The sequence below is a fragment of the Bradyrhizobium sp. 23 genome (assembly GCF_023073295.1).
Taxonomy (GTDB): Bacteria; Pseudomonadota; Alphaproteobacteria; order Rhizobiales; family Xanthobacteraceae; genus Bradyrhizobium; species Bradyrhizobium canariense_D.
The window spans coordinates 62,622-83,521 of the sequence record NZ_JADPJF010000096.1; the positions used below are offsets into that span (position 1 = coordinate 62,622).

The 20,900-nt window shown below is 58.2% G+C and carries 13 protein-coding genes, 1 pseudogene and 1 other annotated feature; of the genes and pseudogenes, 13 read left to right on the forward strand and 1 reads right to left on the reverse strand.

Translation table 11 applies throughout. The features are described from left to right. The first annotated feature begins 8 nt into the window (after positions 1 to 8). The 9 genes and pseudogenes from IVB32_RS23125 (at position 9) to IVB32_RS23165 (ending at position 13,879) form a co-directional block, all read left to right on the forward strand. Complete coding sequence (locus IVB32_RS23125; protein ID WP_247411573.1) at positions 9 to 1,148, forward strand: ABC transporter substrate-binding protein; 1,140 nt, start codon at positions 9 to 11, stop codon at positions 1,146 to 1,148. Continuing rightward, entirely contained in the window at positions 1,133 to 2,896 is a 1,764-nt protein-coding gene (locus tag IVB32_RS23130) for an ABC transporter permease subunit (RefSeq protein ID WP_247411574.1), read from the forward strand. The genes IVB32_RS23125 and IVB32_RS23130 overlap by 16 nt, the downstream gene beginning before the upstream one ends. Before the next feature lie 62 nt (positions 2,897 to 2,958). Further along, complete coding sequence (locus IVB32_RS23135; RefSeq protein WP_247411575.1) at positions 2,959 to 4,032, forward strand: ABC transporter ATP-binding protein; 1,074 nt, start codon at positions 2,959 to 2,961, stop codon at positions 4,030 to 4,032. Between the two features lie 84 nt (positions 4,033 to 4,116). Then, positions 4,117 to 5,076 carry a D-2-hydroxyacid dehydrogenase gene (locus IVB32_RS23140; protein ID WP_247411576.1) on the forward strand — a complete coding sequence of 320 codons (960 nt, stop codon included), beginning with the start codon at positions 4,117 to 4,119 and terminating at the stop codon, positions 5,074 to 5,076. Positions 5,077 to 5,410: 334 nt separating this feature from the next. Next, positions 5,411 to 7,111 carry a dihydroxy-acid dehydratase gene (locus IVB32_RS23145; protein WP_247411579.1) on the forward strand — a complete coding sequence of 567 codons (1,701 nt, stop codon included), beginning with the start codon at positions 5,411 to 5,413 and terminating at the stop codon, positions 7,109 to 7,111. Positions 7,112 to 7,367: 256 nt separating this feature from the next. Further along, the gene (locus IVB32_RS23150; RefSeq protein WP_247411581.1) at positions 7,368 to 8,075 is read left to right on the forward strand and encodes a hypothetical protein; all 708 of its coding nucleotides are present in this window, start codon (positions 7,368 to 7,370) and stop codon (positions 8,073 to 8,075) included. 85 nt (positions 8,076 to 8,160) lie between these two features. Then, positions 8,161 to 9,336 carry a Xaa-Pro peptidase family protein gene (locus IVB32_RS23155; protein ID WP_247411582.1) on the forward strand — a complete coding sequence of 392 codons (1,176 nt, stop codon included), beginning with the start codon at positions 8,161 to 8,163 and terminating at the stop codon, positions 9,334 to 9,336. A gap of 1,867 nt (positions 9,337 to 11,203) precedes the next feature. Beyond that, positions 11,204 to 12,476: pseudogene (locus IVB32_RS23160) on the forward strand (IS3 family transposase). Continuing rightward, positions 11,488 to 11,604, forward strand: a sequence feature (AL1L pseudoknot). Its footprint overlaps the pseudogene before it by 117 nt. A gap of 410 nt (positions 12,477 to 12,886) precedes the next feature. Beyond that, positions 12,887 to 13,879: a hypothetical protein gene (locus IVB32_RS23165; RefSeq protein WP_247411585.1), complete on the forward strand. Its 993-nt coding sequence runs from the start codon at positions 12,887 to 12,889 to the stop codon at positions 13,877 to 13,879. A gap of 53 nt (positions 13,880 to 13,932) precedes the next feature. Here the strand turns inward: IVB32_RS23165 and IVB32_RS23170 are convergent, their stop codons facing one another. Continuing rightward, a complete protein-coding gene (locus tag IVB32_RS23170; RefSeq protein WP_247411588.1) occupies positions 13,933 to 14,415 on the reverse strand; it encodes a MarR family transcriptional regulator in 483 nt (160 codons plus the stop codon). A 497-nt stretch (positions 14,416 to 14,912) separates the two neighbouring features. Between IVB32_RS23170 and IVB32_RS23175 the strand changes: the two genes are divergently transcribed. The 4 genes from IVB32_RS23175 to IVB32_RS23190 all read left to right on the forward strand — a co-directional run. Beyond that, the gene (locus IVB32_RS23175) at positions 14,913 to 16,430 is read left to right on the forward strand and encodes a porin (RefSeq protein ID WP_247411591.1); all 1,518 of its coding nucleotides are present in this window, start codon (positions 14,913 to 14,915) and stop codon (positions 16,428 to 16,430) included. A 455-nt stretch (positions 16,431 to 16,885) separates the two neighbouring features. Then, the gene (locus IVB32_RS23180; protein WP_247411593.1) at positions 16,886 to 18,016 is read left to right on the forward strand and encodes an ABC transporter substrate-binding protein; all 1,131 of its coding nucleotides are present in this window, start codon (positions 16,886 to 16,888) and stop codon (positions 18,014 to 18,016) included. A 506-nt stretch (positions 18,017 to 18,522) separates the two neighbouring features. After that, complete coding sequence (locus IVB32_RS23185; RefSeq protein ID WP_247411595.1) at positions 18,523 to 19,989, forward strand: amidase; 1,467 nt, start codon at positions 18,523 to 18,525, stop codon at positions 19,987 to 19,989. Between the two features lie 218 nt (positions 19,990 to 20,207). After that, on the forward strand, positions 20,208 to 20,900 hold a 693-nt coding region (locus IVB32_RS23190; RefSeq protein ID WP_247411597.1), incomplete at its 3' end, for an FAD-dependent oxidoreductase.

Below are 20,900 nucleotides of genomic sequence, written 5' to 3' on the forward strand. Positions count from 1 at the left end.
GGGTCGCCATGAAACATTCAATTGACGCCAGGCTTCAACAATCCGGCTGTAGCCGCCGAAGGTTCCTGCGAGCCGCTGCCGCCGCAATGACCGTTCCTGTAGTTGCGGGGTCGACGGCGGCCTTTGCGCAGGAAAAGCTCGCTGGCAGCGGCGAGGTCGTGGTGTACAGCTATGGCGGATCTTTCACCGAGGGAGTTCGGCGACGCGTGTATGAACCGTTTACGAAGGCCACGGGAATTAAAGTAATCGATGTCGTCGCCGACCTCGCCGAGCCCCAGGTCAAGGCGATGTTCCAGGCAGGGCGGATCGACTGGGATATCGCTTATGTCGTGGCGCAGAACTATCCGGCCATGCACGAGGCCGGAATGTTTGTGCCGATCGACTACAGTCTGTGGGACGAAGAGTCGCTTGCAGGAACCCAATCGCAGACGCGCCTAGGTGATGCGGTTGCCATATACGCAGTGGGCATGGTGCTTGCTTACGATCAGCGCGCCTTTCCGCAGGGCGGCCCGCAAAGCTGGCCAGACTTTTGGGACGTCAAGGGCTTCCCGGGACCGCGGGGCCTGTTCGCTTCCGAAGCTACGCGCAATATCGTCTCTGCGCTGCTTGCAGGCGGAGCCTCGACGAAGGACATTTGGCCGCTCAGCGATGACAAGCTGGATCGGGCATTTGCCAAGCTTGACGTGATTAAGCCACACATTACGAAATGGTGGGCCGCTGGCGGCGAGCCTATCCAGCTCCTAATCAGCCGTGAATACGCGATGAGCAACGTGTACGACGGCCGCGCGCTGGCCGCAATCCGCCAAGGCGCGCCGATCAAGCTCACCTGGAACGGGGGCTACTTGAGATACAACTACGCGACCATTCTAAAGGGGGGTCCCAATACAACGAATGCGCAAAGGCTAATCGCGTTCTTAAATCGCGCTCAGATAGCAGCTGGCTGGACACAGGGTACCGGCTATCCCGGACCGAACACCAATCAACTCGATTACCTTTCGACGGAGCTGATCCCGTTGCTCAACATCAACCCCGAAAACATGGCGAAGTGCGTCATCGAGGATACCGCGTGGCTCGCGGCAAAGCGGCCGGACGGTACGACGAATGTAGATTATCTCCAGGAACGTTGGCTGGCATGGCGCGCACGATGAGCTCTCTTAAAATCGGGGAAACCACGCGGGCCTTACAGTCGGCCCGGCCCACCCCATGGGCCTGGCTGATGCTGCCCGGAATTATCTTCCTCGCGGTACTCTTCGTTGCGCCGCTCGGGTGGCTCTTGTTGCTGTCCTTCGGGATCCCTGACTGGACGGTCGCGCATTTCGTGCGTATCGCGCAGAATCCCGCGTATATCGGCGTGATGCGCACGACGTTGCAGATTAGTTGCGTGGTGACTGCGCTCACGTTCGTCCTATCCTACCCAATCGCCTACGCGCTTACGACAGGTGGACCAAAGCTGCGCACTTTCCTACTCATCGCGGTCGTGCTGCCCTTTTTTACGAGCGTTCTGGCGCGGACCTTCGCCTGGGTAGTTCTTCTCGGACGAAATGGCGTCATCAACGAGATCCTGCTCCAGCTTGGCTGGGTGTCCCAACCGGTCGCCATGCTCTACAACCGAACCGGCGTGATCGTCGGCATGACTCACGTCGTCATGCCCCTGATGATCCTGCCGATGTTCACGGTAATGTCCGGAATCGACCAGAGGCTGCTGCGTGCCGCGAGAGCTAACGGAGCGAGCCCACTCGCAGCCTTTCTTACTGTGTTTCTGCCGCTCAGCCTCCCTGGCCTAATCGCAGGCATTTTGCTCGTCTTCATAAATTGTCTTGGCTTCTACATCACTCCGGCCTTGCTCGGTGGCGTATCGGACGTCACCATCACCATGGAAATCAGCGCGCAAGTCGTGGGCCAGCTCAATTGGAACTTTGGCTCGGCCCTGTCTACCGTCCTATTGGTAGCTGTTATGTCCGTGCTGTGGCTAGGGTCTCGGTTCTTCCCGATTGAACAATTATTGGGGTTCTCCGATGATAAAGTCGGCTCGAATACCGCTGCCCGGCGTCAAATGGGAACGCGCTGGCTTATGCGAGTCGGTTCCGCCGCGAACACGCTCGATCGGTGGCTCCCTTCCATGGGCGGTCGGGGTGTCCCCATCTTTGCGAGCTTCTTGGCGGTACTTCTCCTTCTCCCGGTATTGATCGTTGCCTACCTTTCGTTCGGTGCTTCGTCCTATTTTGTTTTCCCCGTACCAGGCTACTCGCTGCAAAATTACGAACGCTATTTTTCCGACCCTTTGTGGCTGCGCGCTACCGTGACTAGTGTCCGTATTGCGCTGATGGCCACGGCCATGGCAACCATGCTTGGCGCCATGCTCGCCTTTGGTCTGTCGCGCGGTCGTATCCGCGGCCGTGGAGCAATGATCGCACTCGTGCTCTCGCCAATTATCATGCCAAGTGTCGTGGTCGCGGTCGCGACCTATTTCGTGCTGGCTCGGGTGGGGCTGCAGGGTACAGAGTTTGGCTTGGCACTTGGTCATGCTGTGCACGCCATCCCATATGTTGTGGTGATAGTAGTCGCCAATCTACGGGACCTCAATCCAACCTACGAACGAGCGGCGCGCAGCCTTGGCGCTGGGCCTGTAGCTACGTTCCGCACGATCATCGCACCACTGGTTATGCCGGCCCTCATCGTTGCTGCCTTCTTTGCATTCCTCATCTCGTTCGATGACGTCGTGTATGTGCTGTTCCTGGGGATTGGAAGGATCACCACCCTTCCGATGCGCATGTGGGAAGGGATCACCCAAGACATAAATCCGACCATTGCGGCCGTGGCCACTCTGCAGATGGTACTCGCCACGATCGTGATCGTCATCAATACGCTGCTGGGGCGCCGAAATACTCGAAGCTAGCGCGCGGTTCGTGCAAGAAACAAACGTCATTATTCTAGGGAGCTAAAATGTTGATGAGGGCCATGCCTAGCAGCACTGATTTGAAAACCGGTGGCATAGCGCTGCAGGACCTAAAAAAGCGTTATGGTGGAGCAACGGCGGTTGACCAGGTCAGCTTTTCCGTCTCGCCAGGAGAATTCATCTCCTTGCTCGGTCCCAGCGGATCGGGGAAAACCACAACCTTGATGATGATCGCTGGCTTCGAGATGCCGGACAGCGGTCGAGTACTGCTAGACGACAAGGACATCACGCGCCTGCCGCCGCACCGTCGCGAACTCGGCGTGATTTTCCAGAACTATGCTCTTTTCCCACATATGACGGTTGCGGAGAATGTGGGGTATCCTCTTCGAATGCGGCGTGTCCCGAAGACAGAGCTCGAAGCTCGCGTCAATCGAGTACTCGACCAGGTACATCTGGGTGCTTTCGCGTCGCGTCGCCCGCACCAATTGTCCGGCGGTCAGCAGCAGAGAGTCGCAATCGCACGCGCTTTGGTATTCGATCCCCCCGTTCTTCTCCTCGATGAGCCACTGGGCGCCCTAGACAAGAAGCTCCGCCAGCACCTGCGGAACGAGATCAAGACGCTGCACAGGAACGTCGGCAAGACGATGATCTACGTCACGCACGATCAGGAAGAAGCGCTCGCCATGTCAGATCGGGTTGCGGTGATGCACGAGGGGCGCATTCGGCAGGTCTCCACACCGCAGGACCTCTATCGCAAGCCGAAAGATTTGTTCGTGGCGAGCTTCGTGGGTGAGGTCAACCTCATACCCGCAAGGCTCAAGTCGGGCGTCACTCATGGTCCTGAAGACGAGACGTTGGCTGCACCAGCGTGGTCGGATGGGGACAGGGATGCAACACTATGTGTGCGTCCCGAACATATGCGCTTCAGCACGGGTGAGGCAGCAGGACCTGGTATTCACGGGCAGGTCATTGGCATGACGTTTGTGGGCGACGCGACGATCCTCGAATTCCGGAGCAAGTCCGGCTTGCAGCTAACCTCCAAGGTGTTGAACATGTCGGCTGACACAATGCCGGGCGTCGGCGACAACTGTACCGCCTCGTGGGCCGCTTGCGATGCAACGATCCTCACAGAATAGGTTGGCAGCTTGGCCAACAATCGGTGTTACGGCTGTCGTCCTCTGATGCGCAGCGCCGCTAAACGTAAAGAAATAGAGACAAACATGACCAAGAGCCCTGACGTTACAATTCTCCTCAACCACCCTGCTGCGGAATCTTATGCTAGTCTCATAGGGGACCGCTTCCCGCGAGTTCGTACGATCATAGCGCCGGATCCTGCTCGGCTCGAACAGCACATTGGGGAGGCAGACGCGCTACTCGCGTTTCGGTTCCCTGTTGAGGTGTTTGATAAGGCAAAGAAGCTGCGCTGGTTCCAGTGCACCGGTGCAGGTGTCGATTCCATGACCTCAATCCGCGATAGGGCAGGCCACATCACGGTAACCAATGCCCGCGGTATCCACGGCGACATTATCGCCGATTACGTCATGGCCGGCGCTACCATGCTACACTGGAATTTCCGCAGGCTCTTGCGCGAGCAGGCGGACCGAAAGTGGAATCCGAGCTACGTAACGCCGTTAGCCGAAAAGACGCTCGGCGTGGTCGGGCTGGGCTCGATCGGGGCAACCATCGCACGGCGCGCCAAGAGCGCTGGAATGACCGTCGTCGGCTCGAAGCGAGATATATCAGCTCCTGTCGACGGCGTTGACAGGCTATTTACATCCACCGCGCTTCGGGACCTGCTGCCGCTCTGCGATTTCGTGGTGCTGGCTGTGCCTGCAACGGCGGAGACAGTGGGGCTCATCGGCGCAGCCGAGATCGCGTGCATGCGACGCGATGCCTTTCTAATCAACATCGCGCGCGGGAACGCCGTCGTTGAAGCCGAGCTGGTCGAGGCACTCCAAGGAGGCACGATCGCCGGTGCAATGCTCGACGTGTTTGAACAAGAGCCGCTGCCGCAGGACAACCCTCTATGGGACCTCTCGAACGTGATTGTGACACCGCACGTGGCGGGAAGCCCGAACAACTATACAGAGCGAGCATTCTCCGTCGTCGGAGATAACATTGATCGATTTCTGAAAGGCCAGCCGCTCAAAAACGTCGTGGACCTCAAGCGCGGCTATTGAACCCGAGCGCTGGCTGTCTAGCAGGCCGGGGGCCCCGATCGGTTCGGGCCAACGTGCGGGCTCAAGTCCGGGGCCGTTACAGCCGTGGATTGTATCTTGCAGGCTGTTGCGGCTCGTGACCGCTAAATTGAATGCTTCGCCGAGGGTGACCTCTCGGTGTCGAGCAACGCCCGTGAGCGGTCGGGCTAAAGCGCTGCTGCGTGCGTCCATATCGAACGCTCACTTGCAGGTGGCATCGCTAAAGACAGGAAGGTGTGCGCATGGTTGCTGCTTTAGACCTAGAAAACCATCGGCCTAGCGACTATCGATCTTCCGGCGGGCGCGGAGCGCAACGATGACTGAAAAGCTCCTCGGCCTAGATCACGGACTAACCAACTATGGCGACAAGGAGTTCGCCCGCTTTCTGCGCCGATCATTTGCCCGGTCGATGGGGGTCTCGCGTGAGATGCTCGAAAAGCCAATCGTCGGCATTGCGATGACACCATCAGGATTCAATAACTGCCATCGCTACATGCCGGAATTGGTCGAGGCGGTCTCGCGCGGCGTCCTCGCGGCAGGGGCGTTGCCTCGGCCGTTTCCAACCATCTCGCTTGGCGAAGTCTTTCTCAACCCGACCAGCATGATGTATCGCAACCTTATGGCCATAGACACCGAAGAGATGATCGGTGGTCAACCCATGGACGCCGTGGTGCTGATTGGAGGATGTGACAAGACAGTGCCGGCGCAGTTAATGGGAGCAGCTTCGGCAAACCTGCCAGCGATACAGCTCGTCACGGGACCGATGTCGACGGGACGGCACAAAGGTCAACGGCTCGGCGCATGCACTGACTGTCGCGGGTTCTGGGGAAACTATCGAGCCGGTACTGTCGACGCCGACGAGATTCGGACCGTGGAGGGACGCCTGTCGGTGACAGCCGGGACCTGCGCCGTTATGGGCACTGCGTCAACGATGGCTTGTATCGCCGAAACCTTGGGCATGTCGCTGCCCGGCACTGCAGCCATTCCCGCCGTTCATGCCGATCGCCTGGTGGCGGCTGAAGAAACCGGTAAGGCTGCGGTCGGGCTGATCACCAGCAGGCTCACCCCTCGAGACATCATCACGCGCAAATCTATCGAGAACGCTTTGCGAGTCTTGCTGGCAGTGGGAGGCTCGACCAACGCTGTTGTACACTTGGCTGCGATCGCGGGCCGCCTGGGGATCAAGATTCCGTTGTCACGGTTCAACGAGCTTTCGGACGAGACGCCGGTGCTGGTGGATCTAAAGCCGGTTGGCCAAGGCTACATGGAAGATTTCCATGCAGCGGGTGGCATGGGAGCGCTGTTACGAGAATTGCGCCCACTTCTTCACCTGGACACAATCGATCTTGGGGGCCGCCGCCTGGAGGACCGCCTGGCCGAGGCCATTGATTGGGTAGATCGCGCCGTTATTCGCTCGTTCGACGAACCGATTTCCAGGACGGGAGGATTGGTCGCGCTGACCGGCAACTTGGCGCCGGACGGCGCTCTCTTCAAGAGGGCTGCGGCGACACCTTCGTTGTTCGAGTCAGAAGGACGGGCCGTTGTATTTACCGGGTTGGATGACTTGGGCAGGCGGATCGATGATCCGGACCTGGACGTTAGGCCCGACGACGTTCTGGTGTTGCAGAACGCCGGCCCTGTTGCTGCCGGCATGCCGGAAGCTGGCTACTTGCCAATCCCGAAGAAACTTGCCCAAGCAGGCGTAAAGGACATGATACGCATTTCTGATGCTCGCATGTCAGGGACGGCCTTTGGCTCGATCGTTTTGCACATCTCGCCCGAGGCGGTCGTTGGAGGTCCCCTTGCGGCCGTTCGCGATGGCGATCGCATCCGGCTTTCGATAGCTAACAAGAGCATTGATCTTCTTGTTGAACAGTCCGAGATCAAGCGACGCTTGGCCGAGCATCGGCCGCTGGCTGGGCCCGACCGGGGTTACAAGTCGCTGTATCGGAAGAGCGTGCTCCAGGCACCGGACGGTTGCGATTTCGACTTCTTGACACACCGTGAAACGACATGAGCTTCCCTCCGCCAGCTCCAGGATCCGACCACGTAGCGGGAAAACGCGAAGAATGAGGAAGTCGCGGCTTGCAATTTGCCGGGCCGCGTTGCTCAAGGTCCCGCTGGCGATCGGCTATCGCGATCCTCCGTGAAGTTGCGAAAAACGGCGGCTGTCCGCGGCAAAACTCGTGCCCCTAGCCGCACAGCGCAGAATTTCGACAGAACGGATCGCATATCAGCGGAATTCGACCGCAAAGCGGGCTATGCTTTTGTGCATGACATCCCAAGCTCCTCGCTCTCTCGGAATCCTTCACCTCGAACGAGGGCTGCCGCCGGGCGCCAAGCCTGCCGTGCCGCCTCCCGGCTCGATGCTGAATTCGGCCACGTTTGACTTCCCGACGATCTTGGAAACGGTCGCAGGCGCTTGGGTTGAGAACGTCGTCCGCGGCGACCCGGCGCTCGAGGCCGCCTTTATTGCGGCCGCGCAGCGGCTGATTGCCAGGGGGGCTGTCGCAATCAGTTCGACCTGCGGCTTCTCTGTCCGTCATCAGCAAGCGGTGGCCGCCTCGGTGAACGTGCCGGTGGTCATGTCCAGCTTGCTTTTGTTACCGGCATTGCTCCGCCAACTCTCACCGCGAGGCAAGATTGCCGTCCTTACCTATGACTCAAAACATTGTGGTCAAGACCTGCTGGGGATAGATGACCCGGACCACAGGAAGCGGGTCGTGATCGGCGGTATCGAGGGTGGCAAGTTTTGGCATGATGAGCTGAAGAAACCGGCCCCCCCGACCGATGTCGCCGCCATCGAGATGGATGTTGCTGGCTGCATCGATCGTCTCCGCACATCGCATCCGGAGATCGAGGTTATACTGTTTGAATGCGCGGCATTCCCGGTCGTGGCGCCCGCGATTCGTCGTACTTCGAAGTTGCCTGTTTACGATATTGCCTGCCTCTGCCAGATGACTATGGCATCAATGGCCTGAGCTCGCCGCCTCGCTCAACTGCAACAAATTGGAAGAAGCCGCAGCTACTGACCACAATTGGTCGACCTACCCGGGATAAGTGTTGATGAAGAAGCAACTGCATTTCGATCGCGCCGAATTCGCAGCGCGAGTTACGGCCGTCAAGCAGGCGATGGCTAGCAGGGGAATCGATATCCTGATCCTCTCGGAACCGGCCAACCAGAATTATCTGACCGGCTATAATGCATACTCTTTCTATACGCCGCAAACGGTGATCGTTGCGCTCAATCATGACGAGCCGATCTGGATTGGGCGGTTCATGGATCGTATTTCGGCGGTTATGACCACGTATCTCTCCGACGAGAGCATCAGGGCCTACCCCGATCGCTATGTGCAATCGAACTTGTCGCCGTACGACTTCATGGCTGACGTTGCAAAAGAGATGGGCGGCGAGCGGGCGACGATTGGCGTGGAGATGGGGGGGTACTACTATTCTGCGCGTGCACATGCCGACCTGATTCGCGCACTACCGCTCGCCCGGTTTGTGGATGCGGACGTGCTCGTCAACTGGATCCGCATCGTAAAGAGCCCGGCCGAGATCGCAATCATGCGCCAAGCCGGCAGGATTGCCGACGCGATGATGCAGCGGGCCATTGATATCATTAAGCCCGGTGTGCGTGAATGCGACATCGCGGCTGCGGTCTACTACCAGATGATGGCGGGCACGCCGGATTGTGGGGGATCTTATGCCTGCTCGCCTCCCTATCTTTGCATCGGCGAGCGCGCGATTGCGCCACACGCCGCCTGGACCGACGAAGCACTGCCCGCATCGACGTCGATCAATCTCGAACTTTTTGGAAACCGGCATCGCTACCAAGTCAATCTCAGTCGTTCGATCGTGGTCGGAAATCCTTCCCCAAAATACCAGCTGCTGTCGGAAGTCGTTGTCGAGGCCTTGAATGCGAGCCTCGAGAGTGTCCGCCCCGGACGGACGTGCTCCGAGCTAGAGGAGGTCTTTCGAAAGGCGCTTGCCCGCCATGGTTTTGAGAAGGAAGCAAGGCTCGGCTATTCGATCGGAGTGGGATTCCCGCCCGCGGTCGGCGAGCGCACCGCCAGCCTGCGCAAGGGAGATGAAACTGTCCTGCAGCCTGGCATGACCTTCCATATGATGCCTGGCCTGTGGCTCGACACCGTGGGGATCACCATCACCCAGTCGTTCGCCGTTACCGAGAACGGGCACGAGCCGCTAACGTCGACCCCGCGCAAGCTATTCGTCAAGTAGAGATGTTTGCCTAGTCTGCTGGGGCAGTTCAAGGCACAGCTGGTAATGGCCAAACGGAACCCGAGTACTTCTGATTCGGCGTGCGGAAGCGTTTCCAGGCTCCGTCGGTAATCCAAGAAGTCTTTCGGCTCTCCGGCCGCAGCTAGGTCGAGGCCCACGGCTAATTCTGTTGGCGCAAATCATGCGAGATCGCTCAGTCGGTAAAGATCGAGATCAAGGCTTGGTAGTTCTGAGATGAAACTGGCAGAGATAACATGACACAGGGTCGCCGTGCGCTCGGCATATTGATGCTAGAGGATCCCGCACAGGCGCGAAGCGGATCACTCTTCCATCCAGCGACTTTTCCATTTCCAACGATCTGTCGTCGTGTTCCAGGCGCGTGGGTCAAAAATGTTGTTTTCGGAGGCGAGGACGAGAAGATGGAAGCTGCGTTCATAAGCGCGGCGAAAGACTTGGTGCGCGATGGTGCGTCCGCCATCACAAGCAATTGCGGGTTTTCAATCAAGTATCAAAAGGCAATGATACGGGCCCTACCAGTTCCCGTATCCATGTCTTCCCTGCTTCTGCTTCCGTCTCTCCTTACCATGATCGATGGACGCGTTGGCATCGTGAGTTTCGATTCCAGGCCGCTAACGTCCGATCTATTGAAGCTAGCCGGCCTAGAGTCCCAAGACCGTGTAGCAGTTGCTGGAATCGAGAACTCCGAGACTTGGGCCGCGATTATGTCGGACTCAGATGGCCAGTGCACGGGATCGGAAGCGTCTAACAAAAATGGCGTTGATCAAGGCTTGACGAGGGACGTGCTCGCTGCAGTCGAAGACTTGCGGAAGCGCAACGAAGATATCAACGTCCTTCTATTCGAATGCGCAGGATTTCCCGCCGTGGCTCAACACGTGCGCGAGAAGTCCGGCCTTGCGGTCTATGATGCCGTCACGAATGCATCTCTATTGATGGCCGGTCGACATAGTACGGCTTTCCGACCGTGTTCGAAGGCCCGAGCTTAGAGACCCTGCGAAAGCCGGCTGTCTCACAAGCTAAGCCTCGCCAGCCACACTTGCCCTGTGAAAGTGACGGGAGATGCGCGAGGGGCGTCGTTCGCCCAGATAGCGGGGCGGATGGTGATGTTTGCTCGAGCCTCCAGAACGCGCCGTACTCATGACCGATAAGATCGCCGACGCGAGGGGATTCGATGAGAATCTGTGTCGGACACCGTTCACTAAGGGCGCTCGATTTCTATCATTGCCAGCTTGCAGCGCAGCGGCAACGACGTTCCGTGGTCATTCATCGAGCATGGCTCAGGGACACCGACTGGCATCTCCACACCTCTACGATTTTTTACCTGGATTGGACGTGAACGAGATAGAGGCGACACACATTGGATGGGTCGTGGATATCAACCGGGATCCAGAAAGGTTGCTATATGGCCAATTCAAGAAAGCCGTCGACTTCTATTCCATGTCCGATGGGAGGCCAATCTGTCGGCATCCCCTACATTTGCCCGAAGGCTCGCCACCTAAGATCGCATCTAAGACGAGGAATTTTCCAATATCCATCGGACGTCTGATGACTTCGCATCAACTTTGCACGCCTTTTCCGGGCGCATTAGAGACGGAATCAGCATCAGGGCGCACCGATGAGCCAATCCCGCCACTGATCTGTTCAAGAAGACCATCGGTACTTGATGAGGGCAAGTCAGACAATGCATGTTCGAGCAAACCTCGTCCGAAATTGCCCCTTCACGTTTGTTGCGCCGCCGCGCTATCTTGGGCGCGAGACGGTCGCAGCCACTGCGATGTCACACGACTGTTCTTTGAATATGAACCGCCCCGGGTTGGCCGGAGGCTCCAACTCCTGAGAGGATGGAGCCATGACAAGCAAGACGACGAACAAGTTTTCACCCGAGGTCCGGACCCGAGCGGTTCGGATGGTTCTGGATCACGCCAGCGAGCATCCGTCCCGCTGGGCGGCGGTGACATCGATTGCTGCCAAGATCGGCTGCACACCGCAAACGCTTCATGACTGGGTCAAGAAGGCCGAGATCGACAGCGGACAGCGGACCGGCGTTCCGACTGAGACGGCCAAGAAGCTGAAGGCCCTGGAACGGGAGAACCGTGAGCTTCGGCAGGCCAACGAGATCCTGCGCAAGGCACGCGCCTATTGTGCGATGGCGGAGCTCGACCGCCGATCCAAGCCATGATCGCCTTCATCGACGATCATCGTGGGGCGCATGGGGTCGAGCCGATCTGCAAGGTGTTGCCGATCACCCCCTCGACCTATCACGCCCATGTCGCCAAGCGGCGGGATCCCGCCAGGTTGTCGGCGCGCGCCAGGCAGGATGCTGCGCTGAAGATCGAGGTCCGGCGCGTCTTCGATCAGAACTTCCGCGTCTGCGGCGTGCGCAAGGTCTGGCGCCAGCTCAAGCGCGAAGGCTTCGATGTTGCCCGTTGCACGGTGTCGCGACTGATGAGGGACATGGGTTTGCAAGGGGTCATGGCGGCAAACCCGTCAAGAGCACGATCAGCGACAAGGCTGCGCCATGCCCGCTGGATCACGTCAACCGCCAGTTCAGGCGCCAAGGCCGAATGTTCTCTGGCTCTCCGACTTCACCTATGTCGCGACCTGGACCGGCTTTGTCTACGTCGCCTTTGTGATCGACGCCTATGCCCGCAGGATCGTGGGCTGGCGAGCCTCGCGCACGGCGCATGCAGGCTTCGTGCTCGATGCGCTGGAGCAGGCACTGCATGATCGACGACCGGTCCATCGCGGCGGACTCGTGCACCACAGCGACAGGGGCCGCCCAATACGTATCCATTAAATGCACCGAGCGCCTGGCCGAAGCCGGCGTGGAGCCCTCTGTCGGCAGCGTCAGAGATTCCTATGACAATGCTCTCGCCGAAACCATCAACGGTCTCTACAAGGCCGAGGTGATCCATCGGCGCGGACCATGGCGCGGCTTCGAGGCCGTCGAGTTCGCGACGCTGGAATGGGTCGACTTGTTAAACAACCGAAGGCTCCTGGAGCCCATCGGCAACATACCGCCGGCCGAAGCCGAGCAACGCTACTACGCCATGCTGGAACAACCCGCCATGGCGGCATACTTAAATCAAATGGCCTCCGGCAAACCCGGGGCGGTTCAATAACACAGGAATGCGTTCTCCAGGTTGGTACCACTCCCGCGCTCGGTTCTGCCGCGATGGCAGGGCAATCCTGCTATGTACTCTGTTTGCCCACTCATCGTGTAACGCGACAGTCCAAATGCCGGTTCTCCAAGCTAAACCGGTTGGTAAAAAGCTGCGCAGTCGGACGATCCGACGCAGAATTCCCGAAGTAACCGGTCCAAAATAGACGATTTTCTATTTGGAACCCGCGTACCATCAGGCTCAAAAAAGAGGCACCTGGTGAGCCGGCTAGTAGGTGATTTCCGTCCTGGGAGCGGATGGATTGTCTGGCCGTTCTAAGGGAGATCACCATACGCGAGGGGACACGGATGGAGTACACGGCTTGGCCGCACATGAGGAGTGATCTTTGTTCCACGCGGCAGGGTGCTGCGGTGTTTTTAGACAATCTCGATAGCATCCACGGGACGACGAGCCGACAGGACTGGGGCGCAAGGTGGACAAGCATCGGGCATGCACAATACCTACTAGGCGACCAGAACCTCAAAAAAGGTGCTTCTGCTGAAGCGATCGAGGCTTGGCTATGCGCTTTGACCTCCTTCGAAGTTGCTCGCCGACTGCTGGAGCAAGACGGTACAATAGGCCACATCTCCGTAAAGATCTCGGATGTTGTTGAACGATTTGCGTCGGCTTACGAGCAGAGCGTCGAAAAGGTACAAATTTCATGTTGCGATCACCGCATTACCGCCTGCTACCTTCGAGCGGGCAATGGCGATGTGCGAGCGCCAGCAGTGATTTGCTTGAGCATGGAAGAAGAACCGGGGGCTGTGCTGCTCGGAAGGCTCTTGCCCGTGGTGGTCGGGCGCGGCCTATCAGTCATGGTCCTTTCTCACGACGACATATCGAGCCAGTGGCGTGGCCAAGCAGAACTATTGTTGTCGTGCTGCCTGGATCACCTGTCGCTTCGTCCTGATGTCGATCAGGGTCGGATTGGCGTTTACGGAGAAGGATTATCGGCCGTCTTAGCTAGCGATTTTGCTGCATCTGATGATCGAGTCGCTGCGGCCGTCTGTGATGGTGGCCTCTGGAATTGGGCTCGTAACGAGGCCGCGATCGGCTGGATCACGAGGAGTGCAGCTCCAACGGACGAGAACATGATATCAACGCATCGTTCACGATTCGCGGGGCAACTGCGACGCCCGGTTCTCGTCGTCGCTGGTGGACGCGGCATGGTCAGCGTGACGGAAGCGTTCCAATTGAAAGCGGACTGCGTAGCGACCCAAATTGATTTGGATGTCGCCATGCCTCGGGTAACACAAACTTCACTCGGGGACATTGAGAACTTCGTGATCTCCGACGATTGCATTTTTGGATGGTTGAAGCAGAAGCTTGCTCACAACCCTGAAAGCCAAGCCCGCGCACAATGAAGGCGTCGCGTTAGCCTTAGACACAGCGAGGGCTCGGCAGGGTCAGCTCACGCCTACAATAAGCCTATGCTCAATTTTTGGGATGCTAGGCGGCTGTTCTTAGCTATCGAGGATAGCCGCTTGTTGAGGTAGTCCAGGGACTCCTGGTCCAGCCCGCCAAACATCGTCGAGTTGAGCGCGTCTCGCGTCGCCGAAAGAGTGGTAATTTCCGCGCGCGCCCTTTGGGTCAGCGAGATTTGCAGATATCTTGCGTCGTCGGGCGACGTGGTGCGTGTCAAGAACTCCATCTGTTCAAGCTTCTTTGTCTGATTCGTTACAAAGGCGGGATCGATCCGCAGCTTATTCGCAACCTCAACTCCCGAGATCCCGCGACCTTTATCCAGCTCGTCGATCGCCATTAGGATCAGCCATTGTGGTTCGCTAATTCCGAGCCTCAGCGCCCAGCTCTTGTGAATCCCCTCAAGCTGGGAGTGGATCTCAACGATGTTCCAGATGAAGTCAGTAGCAGCCCTATTCAGATGTTCGTTTTCAGCCATGGTGGTTCTTCCGCCAGATGTTTCCGTGCCGCCGGTAGGATGCAGCCCGATCGCCTTACGCGTGCAACTGTAACTAACCGTCTCTGGTGCTCATAAACAGGCTATCGACTCGCATAGCAGGTAAAAACAATTGACTATTTCAATTGTTGCGGGTTTATATACACTGTTTAGTTACAGAATTCTTACCAAAGTTCGTATCAACCTCCAAGATTGAGCTGCCGCGGCATGCCCTTCGCGGCGCTTTTTGGCTCATGGGCTAAACTATGAGATTGTTTTGAAACGCTTTCCCCAAAGTAGTTGTCAAAATACAACAGTGGCACCCCAGACATCGCCAGTAGTAAACAATGGATTGCAACAATGGATTTGTCCAATTATACGGCTATGGACAGCGAGGGGGCGCCTCGAAGTCGTTCCGTCAAGCGCCGCAGGTCGGTGGGGCTAAGAGAGGCGGATCTTTGAAGGGCGGAAACGACGTTTTCCAACTTGGAGGTTCATCCATGAAAGTGATGAAGAGTCTTATTCTCGGTTCTGCGGCGATGCTCGTCGGGGGCGGCGCGCAAGCCGCCGATCTTCCGGTGAAGGCCAAGGCTATCGAGTACGTGAAGGTCTGCTCGCTCTACGGAGCGGGGTTCTATTACATCCCGGGGACCGACACGTGCATCAAGCTTGGAGGGTACCTGCGTGCCGATGCGATATTCGCGAGTAGTTATGATCTCGATGCGGCCAACCGCAGTGTCGCTGGCGCGCAGAACCGCCTCAGCAACTACTACACGACGCGGACCCGGCAAGATCTGAGAATTGATACGCGTACTGCCACGGAGTACGGTGTCGTGCGGACCTTCGCCGAGCTGGTGTTCACTTGGACTACCGGTACGTATAGCGGCGCTGGCTCAACTGGCGTGAATGGCGCCACATCCTATACGAGTTCTGCCGGCTCTCAAATCGCTGGTGGTTCGCTCGGCGTCTATTATGCATTCATCCAGTTCGCCGGCTTCACGTTCGGTAAGGCGGAGTCGCAGTTCAGGACCCCGTGGGCCGAATATCCGGCAAACGTCATCGAGTTGCCAGGCTCTGCAGGATGGGATCCTGTGAACCAAATCTCGTATACTGCCGATCTTGGCCAAGGTATTTCGGCTTCGTTCTCCGCTCAGGACCAGGTTCAAAATTACACGACCAACGTCTGGAACGTGAGTGGCGCGACGGCAACCGGTCTTGCAGCGGGCTTTTACGGTGCCAACAATATCGGGGGCTCCCGAGCTCCAGACCTCGTCGCAAGAGTTCGTGTTGACCAGGCTTGGGGCCTGTTCCAGGCGTCGTTCGCGGCTCACGACAACCACGCGGCTTACTATGGCGCGTCCGAAGTAACTGGCCATCCGGGCGACAAGTGGGGCTGGGCTGGACAGTTGGCGCTGTCGATCAAGAACCTCCCGACCGGCGCGGGTGACACGATCAACTTGACGGGTGTGTATACTAACGGTGCGAGCAGCTACAACTTCCATGACTATCTCGGCTACTCTTTCGCGATGTACGGTGGTGCAAGCGTGGCTGGGTCCTACCAAAGTCTCGGGCTTGCTGGTGTTTCGGACTCCGTGTTCGTGGCCGGTGCTGGTCAAGAGCTAACCACGACGTATGGCTTCAACGGTGGCTATACCCACAACTGGGATCCTTACTGGAATTCGACCATTTTCGGCGCGTGGGCTGCCGTCCGGTACAACAACACAGCCAAGGATTACATCTGCGGAGCCTTTGTTGCGACCCTCACGCTCTCGAGCGGGGCGGCGGGCTGCAATCCTAACTTCAACTACGCGGTCGTTGGTACGTCGACCTCCTGGACGCCTGTCAAGGGCCTGACCTTTACGGGCGAGCTCGCGTACATGATGCTCGACCAGAAGTACGCGGGGGGGAGTACGGTCACCCTCCCGCTGCAGGCGGGTATCGCCAAGCCGCCGGCTGTTTATGAGCTGAAGGACCAGAATAGCCTCGTGCTGCTACTGCGCGCTCAGCGCAATTTCTAACTATTCGATAAACTGACGGAAGGAGATACTGACTGCTCTTGACGATCTAACTCAAACCTCCAAAGAAGGCTCCCGGTATGCCCATCGGGAGCCTGTTTGGATTCCGACGCTCCGAAATAAGCCGACTGGGGCGAAGATCCTCCTCATCTCCCGTGTGGCGATCCGTGCGATCAGTCTGGGTGATTGGGCGCCGCGCAGCGCCAACACGAACGCTGCCGACAGCCGCAGAGGCTCTTGCATACTGCCGCATGTTAGCCTCCGAGTTGATGATGCGGTGAACCATACAAAAGTACGCAATCTATTGGCGTCCAAACAGCGCGAATAGTCGCTGATTTTGCAGAATTTCTCCAGTCTTGCGTTCGTTTTTGCGGCTTTCTGGCTCAGGCAAGCACTACGATCTTGTGCATTCATGCGCAGAACGAATTCAAGCTGCACAACATAAGGGGGAAAACGCAATGATGAAATGGGATTCCAGCAACTATTCACGCTCTCGCCTGAGCCGGCGCTCGTTGCTCCAGTCGACAGCAGCAACTTTACTCACCGCGCCATTCATTTCGACAAGCGCGCTTGCACAGGATAAGCTCGCCGGTAGTGGCGAGGTCGTAGTTTTCAGCTACGGCGGCACCTTTACCGAAGGCGTTCGAAAGCATGTTTATGAGCCGTTCACAAAGGCTACCGGTATCAAGGTGATAGATGTCGTCGGCGATTTCGCCGAATCCCAGGTCAAGGCGATGAATCAGGCCGGCCGAATCGATTGGGACATCGCATATATCGACAACTATCAGCAACTGCATGATGCCGGGATGTTCGTGCCAATCGACTACAGCCTTTGGGAGCAGGAATCGCTGGAGGGAACGCCCATGCAGGCCCGTCTTAATGATGCCGTCGCGATATTCGGGGTCGCGATGCTGCTGGCCTACGATCATCGAGCTTTTCCCAAGGGCGGACCGCAGAACTGGGCAGACTTTTGGGACGTGAAAAACTTTCCCGGACCGCGTGGGCTCTTTGCGCCTAATGCTCCTCGTAACATTGTTTTCGCGCTCCTCGCGGATGGTGTCGCGAACAAAGATATTTGGCCGCTCACCGATGACAAGATTGATCGCGGGCTGGCAAAGCTGAGTGAGATCAAGCCGCACATAACGAAGTGGTGGACCGCCGGGGGCGAGGCGCCTCAACTCTTGACCAACCGGGAATACGCTATCAGCTCCGTGTACGACGGCCGCGTCTTGTCTGCGATCCGCCAGGGCGCGCCGATCAAGCTCGCCTGGGATGGGGCAGCGTTAGGCTATGTAAACGCGGCAATACTCAAGGGCGGACCAAATACACAGAACGCGCAAAAGCTTATCGCCTTCCTGAATCGAGCGCCGATTGCCGCGGGATGGACACAGGGCACCGGGTATCCCGGGCCGAATGCGAATCAGGTGAAGTACCTGCCCCCTGAGATGCTGCCACTCATTAACATAAGTCCCGAGAACGCACCAAAGTGCGTCATGACTGACTCTGCCTGGCTTGAGGCGAAGCGCCCGGATGGCAAAACCAATAGCGAATACATCCAGGAACGTTGGCTAGCTTGGCGGGCCCGATAAACCACCTGGCCGTTCTGTCTCGATCCGAGGGGCCCGCGGGCTGAATTAGCTGTCGGGCGGCTCAGTCCGGTCTGACCGAATACTCGCTGCAAACAGGTGTTCCGTGGTTCGCATTCGGACCACGGAGCGGGCCCTTCGAGGGCGTTCAATGGCCAAGTGGGGACAGAGGTCGTGCATTCTGGCATCGGTTGAACTCGGAACGTAGAGGGCCCGTCAGCTGCGCGCGAGTGAGCAACCCGCAGCCAGTTAACGGCACGTCTCTCGACGCCGAGCGTTCGCGCTTGCCTAAATCAACTTCGATCGCCAGTCGCTGAAAATATTTCCCCTTGGAAAGTGCGCCTTTCGGAAGACACCGCGAAAGCTCATTGCTCGTCATCGCGAACTGCAGCCGCTTTCCCGCGCCTGTTCCGAAATAGCGCGGGAATGCTGCGTGATCGCTCAAAAACTTGCACGGTACAACAGCACAAACATCCCTAAGATGTTCATCTGTCTACTTGGGGGCACTGATGAAACTACGCGAGTACGTCGATCAAGACGCCACCGGTTTGGCCTCCCTTGTGAAGGCCGGCGAGGTAACTCCCCTGGAGTTGACTCAGCTAGCTCGTCAGGCTTTCGAAGAGGTCAACCCTCACATCAATGCCGTCATCGAATTCTATGAAGATGCTGAGACTGTCGCGGGCGCGGACGACGGGCTCTTTCAAGGTGTGCCCTTTCTCCGGAAGGATGTTGGGGTCGCCGAAGCCGGGCGCCTCCAAGAGAGTGGATGTCGTCTATACAAGGGTTATCGTCCGAGCTCGGATAGCTTCTATTTTCGTCGCGCTCGTGAGGCTGGCCTTCGGACTATAGGCAGGACCACCACGCCCGAGCTTGGCACGGCCGGGTTCACTGAATCCATTCTCAACGGAGTCACGCGCAATCCATGGAACTTGGAGCGGTCTGCGGGAGGGTCCTCCGGTGGGGCCGCGGCGGCCGTCGCAGCCGGCATTACTCCGATCGCGCACGCAAGTGATGGTGGTGGATCGACTCGCCACCCGGCGTCTTGGTGCGGTCTTGTTGGGATGAAGCCGTCCCGCGGACGCATTTCCGGTGGGCCGAACAACCAAGATCCATTCTTTGGCCTCGGCTATATATCTGTTGTATGTCGGACGGTGCGCGACATGGCTACCGCGCTCGACGTCTTTTCCGGCCCTCACCCAGGCGATCCCTTCATAATTGTCCAGCCGAGTCGTCCCTACGTCGAGGAGCTTTCAGAGCGCACCGGAGCCCTGAGGGTGGGCGTTGCCAGGACCAGGTGGGGCGATGTTGATATCGAGCCGCAGGTTCTAAGTGCTGTCGATTCGACGGCGGCGCTGCTTGAGCAAATGGGACATGTTGTGACGGAAATTAAGCCGCCGTGTGATCCCGCCGAGCGTAAGCGGCTGCGAATGACAATCTTGCACAGCAGATTCCAAGTCGAGGTAAGCTCTCTCCAAGATGATGCCCGTGCCACGGGGAAGGAAATTAACGCGGACACCCTGGAGCCGATCAATCTCAAGCTTTATGAATATTGCCAAGCGACACGGCCGCCTTCCTTAGGCGACGTCATGGAGGCATTGCGGAGCCTGCGATACCAAGTCGGTCAGGCGATCGACCCGTATGACGTCCTGCTTACTCCCACGATGCCGACTTTGCCGATGCCGCATGGCGGCGTCTATTCCACGACCAACCCAACGCTCTCCGCAACGGAGTTCATGGAAGCGAATGAAGCGCTATACGCCTATCTTGGAGTATTTAACGTAACCGGGCATCCATCTGTATCGTTGCCACTCTCGCAGAGTGAAGACGGGCTGCCAATCGGCCTTCAATTCGTTGGTCGATTTGGAAATGAGGCCACGTTGGTCCGCCTTGCCCGTGATCTAGAGCAAGCCAGGGCTTGGAGCCACCGCCGGCCGAGCGTTCGAGCAGGATCGGCTAAACTTGCAATCTCTCGATAGAGCCCTCGCTCTTGTGTGAGATCAAAAGCGGTCTGCGCCTTCGCCCTACCAGTTGCTCGCGCGGGCCCGGCTAGACTGCTAGGTCTCTATCTTCAGTCAAGACGCGTGTTTGACGGCCCTGTGCGGGATCATGAGTGATGAAAGACAACCTCGGTCGTCGCGACCACTCCGACCAGCCGTGGGTACGCTTCTGTGACACGAAATGAAGACGAGAAACGATGATGAAATTTGACGCGGTCGTGCTTGGCGGCGGCATTGTTGGTGTTTCAGTCGCGGTCCATCTGCAGCAGCGGGGCCGCGCGGTCGCGCTCGTGGATCGCAAAGTCCCAGGAAGCGAGACTTCTCTTGGCAACGCAGGACTTATCCAGCGCGAGGGTGTCTATCCATACGCGTTCCCGCGATCCATCAATGAATTGCTGATCTACGCCCTCAACCGCGCGCCCGATGCGCGCTACCACCCTAGCGCGATGCCAAGGATCTCACCGTTTCTGTTGAGTTACTGGTGGCATTCGGAGCCCGCCCGGCATGCCCAGATCGCGCGCGCCAACGCGACGCTAATCCAGCATTGCGTGGCTGAGCACCGCGTTCTTGCTGCAGCCGCGGGTGTGTCCGGCCTATTGCGACAAAACGGCTGGATCCAGGTGTTTCATACCCGTGTCAAGCAGGACCATGAACTGCGTGACGCCGAACGATGCTCTCGCGAATTCGGCGTCGAGTACGAGTCGCTCGATGCCGAGCGCCTATACGCACTTGAGCCCGGGCTGAACGCAACCCTGGTCGGGGGGCTACGCTACACGTCAGCAGCCTCGGTCAGCGACCCCGAGGCACTCGTGCAAGCCTACGCCCGCCACTTCGAAGCGCTCGGCGGTCGTGTCTTCATCGGCGACGCGGCGACGCTCGTGCCGGGCTGG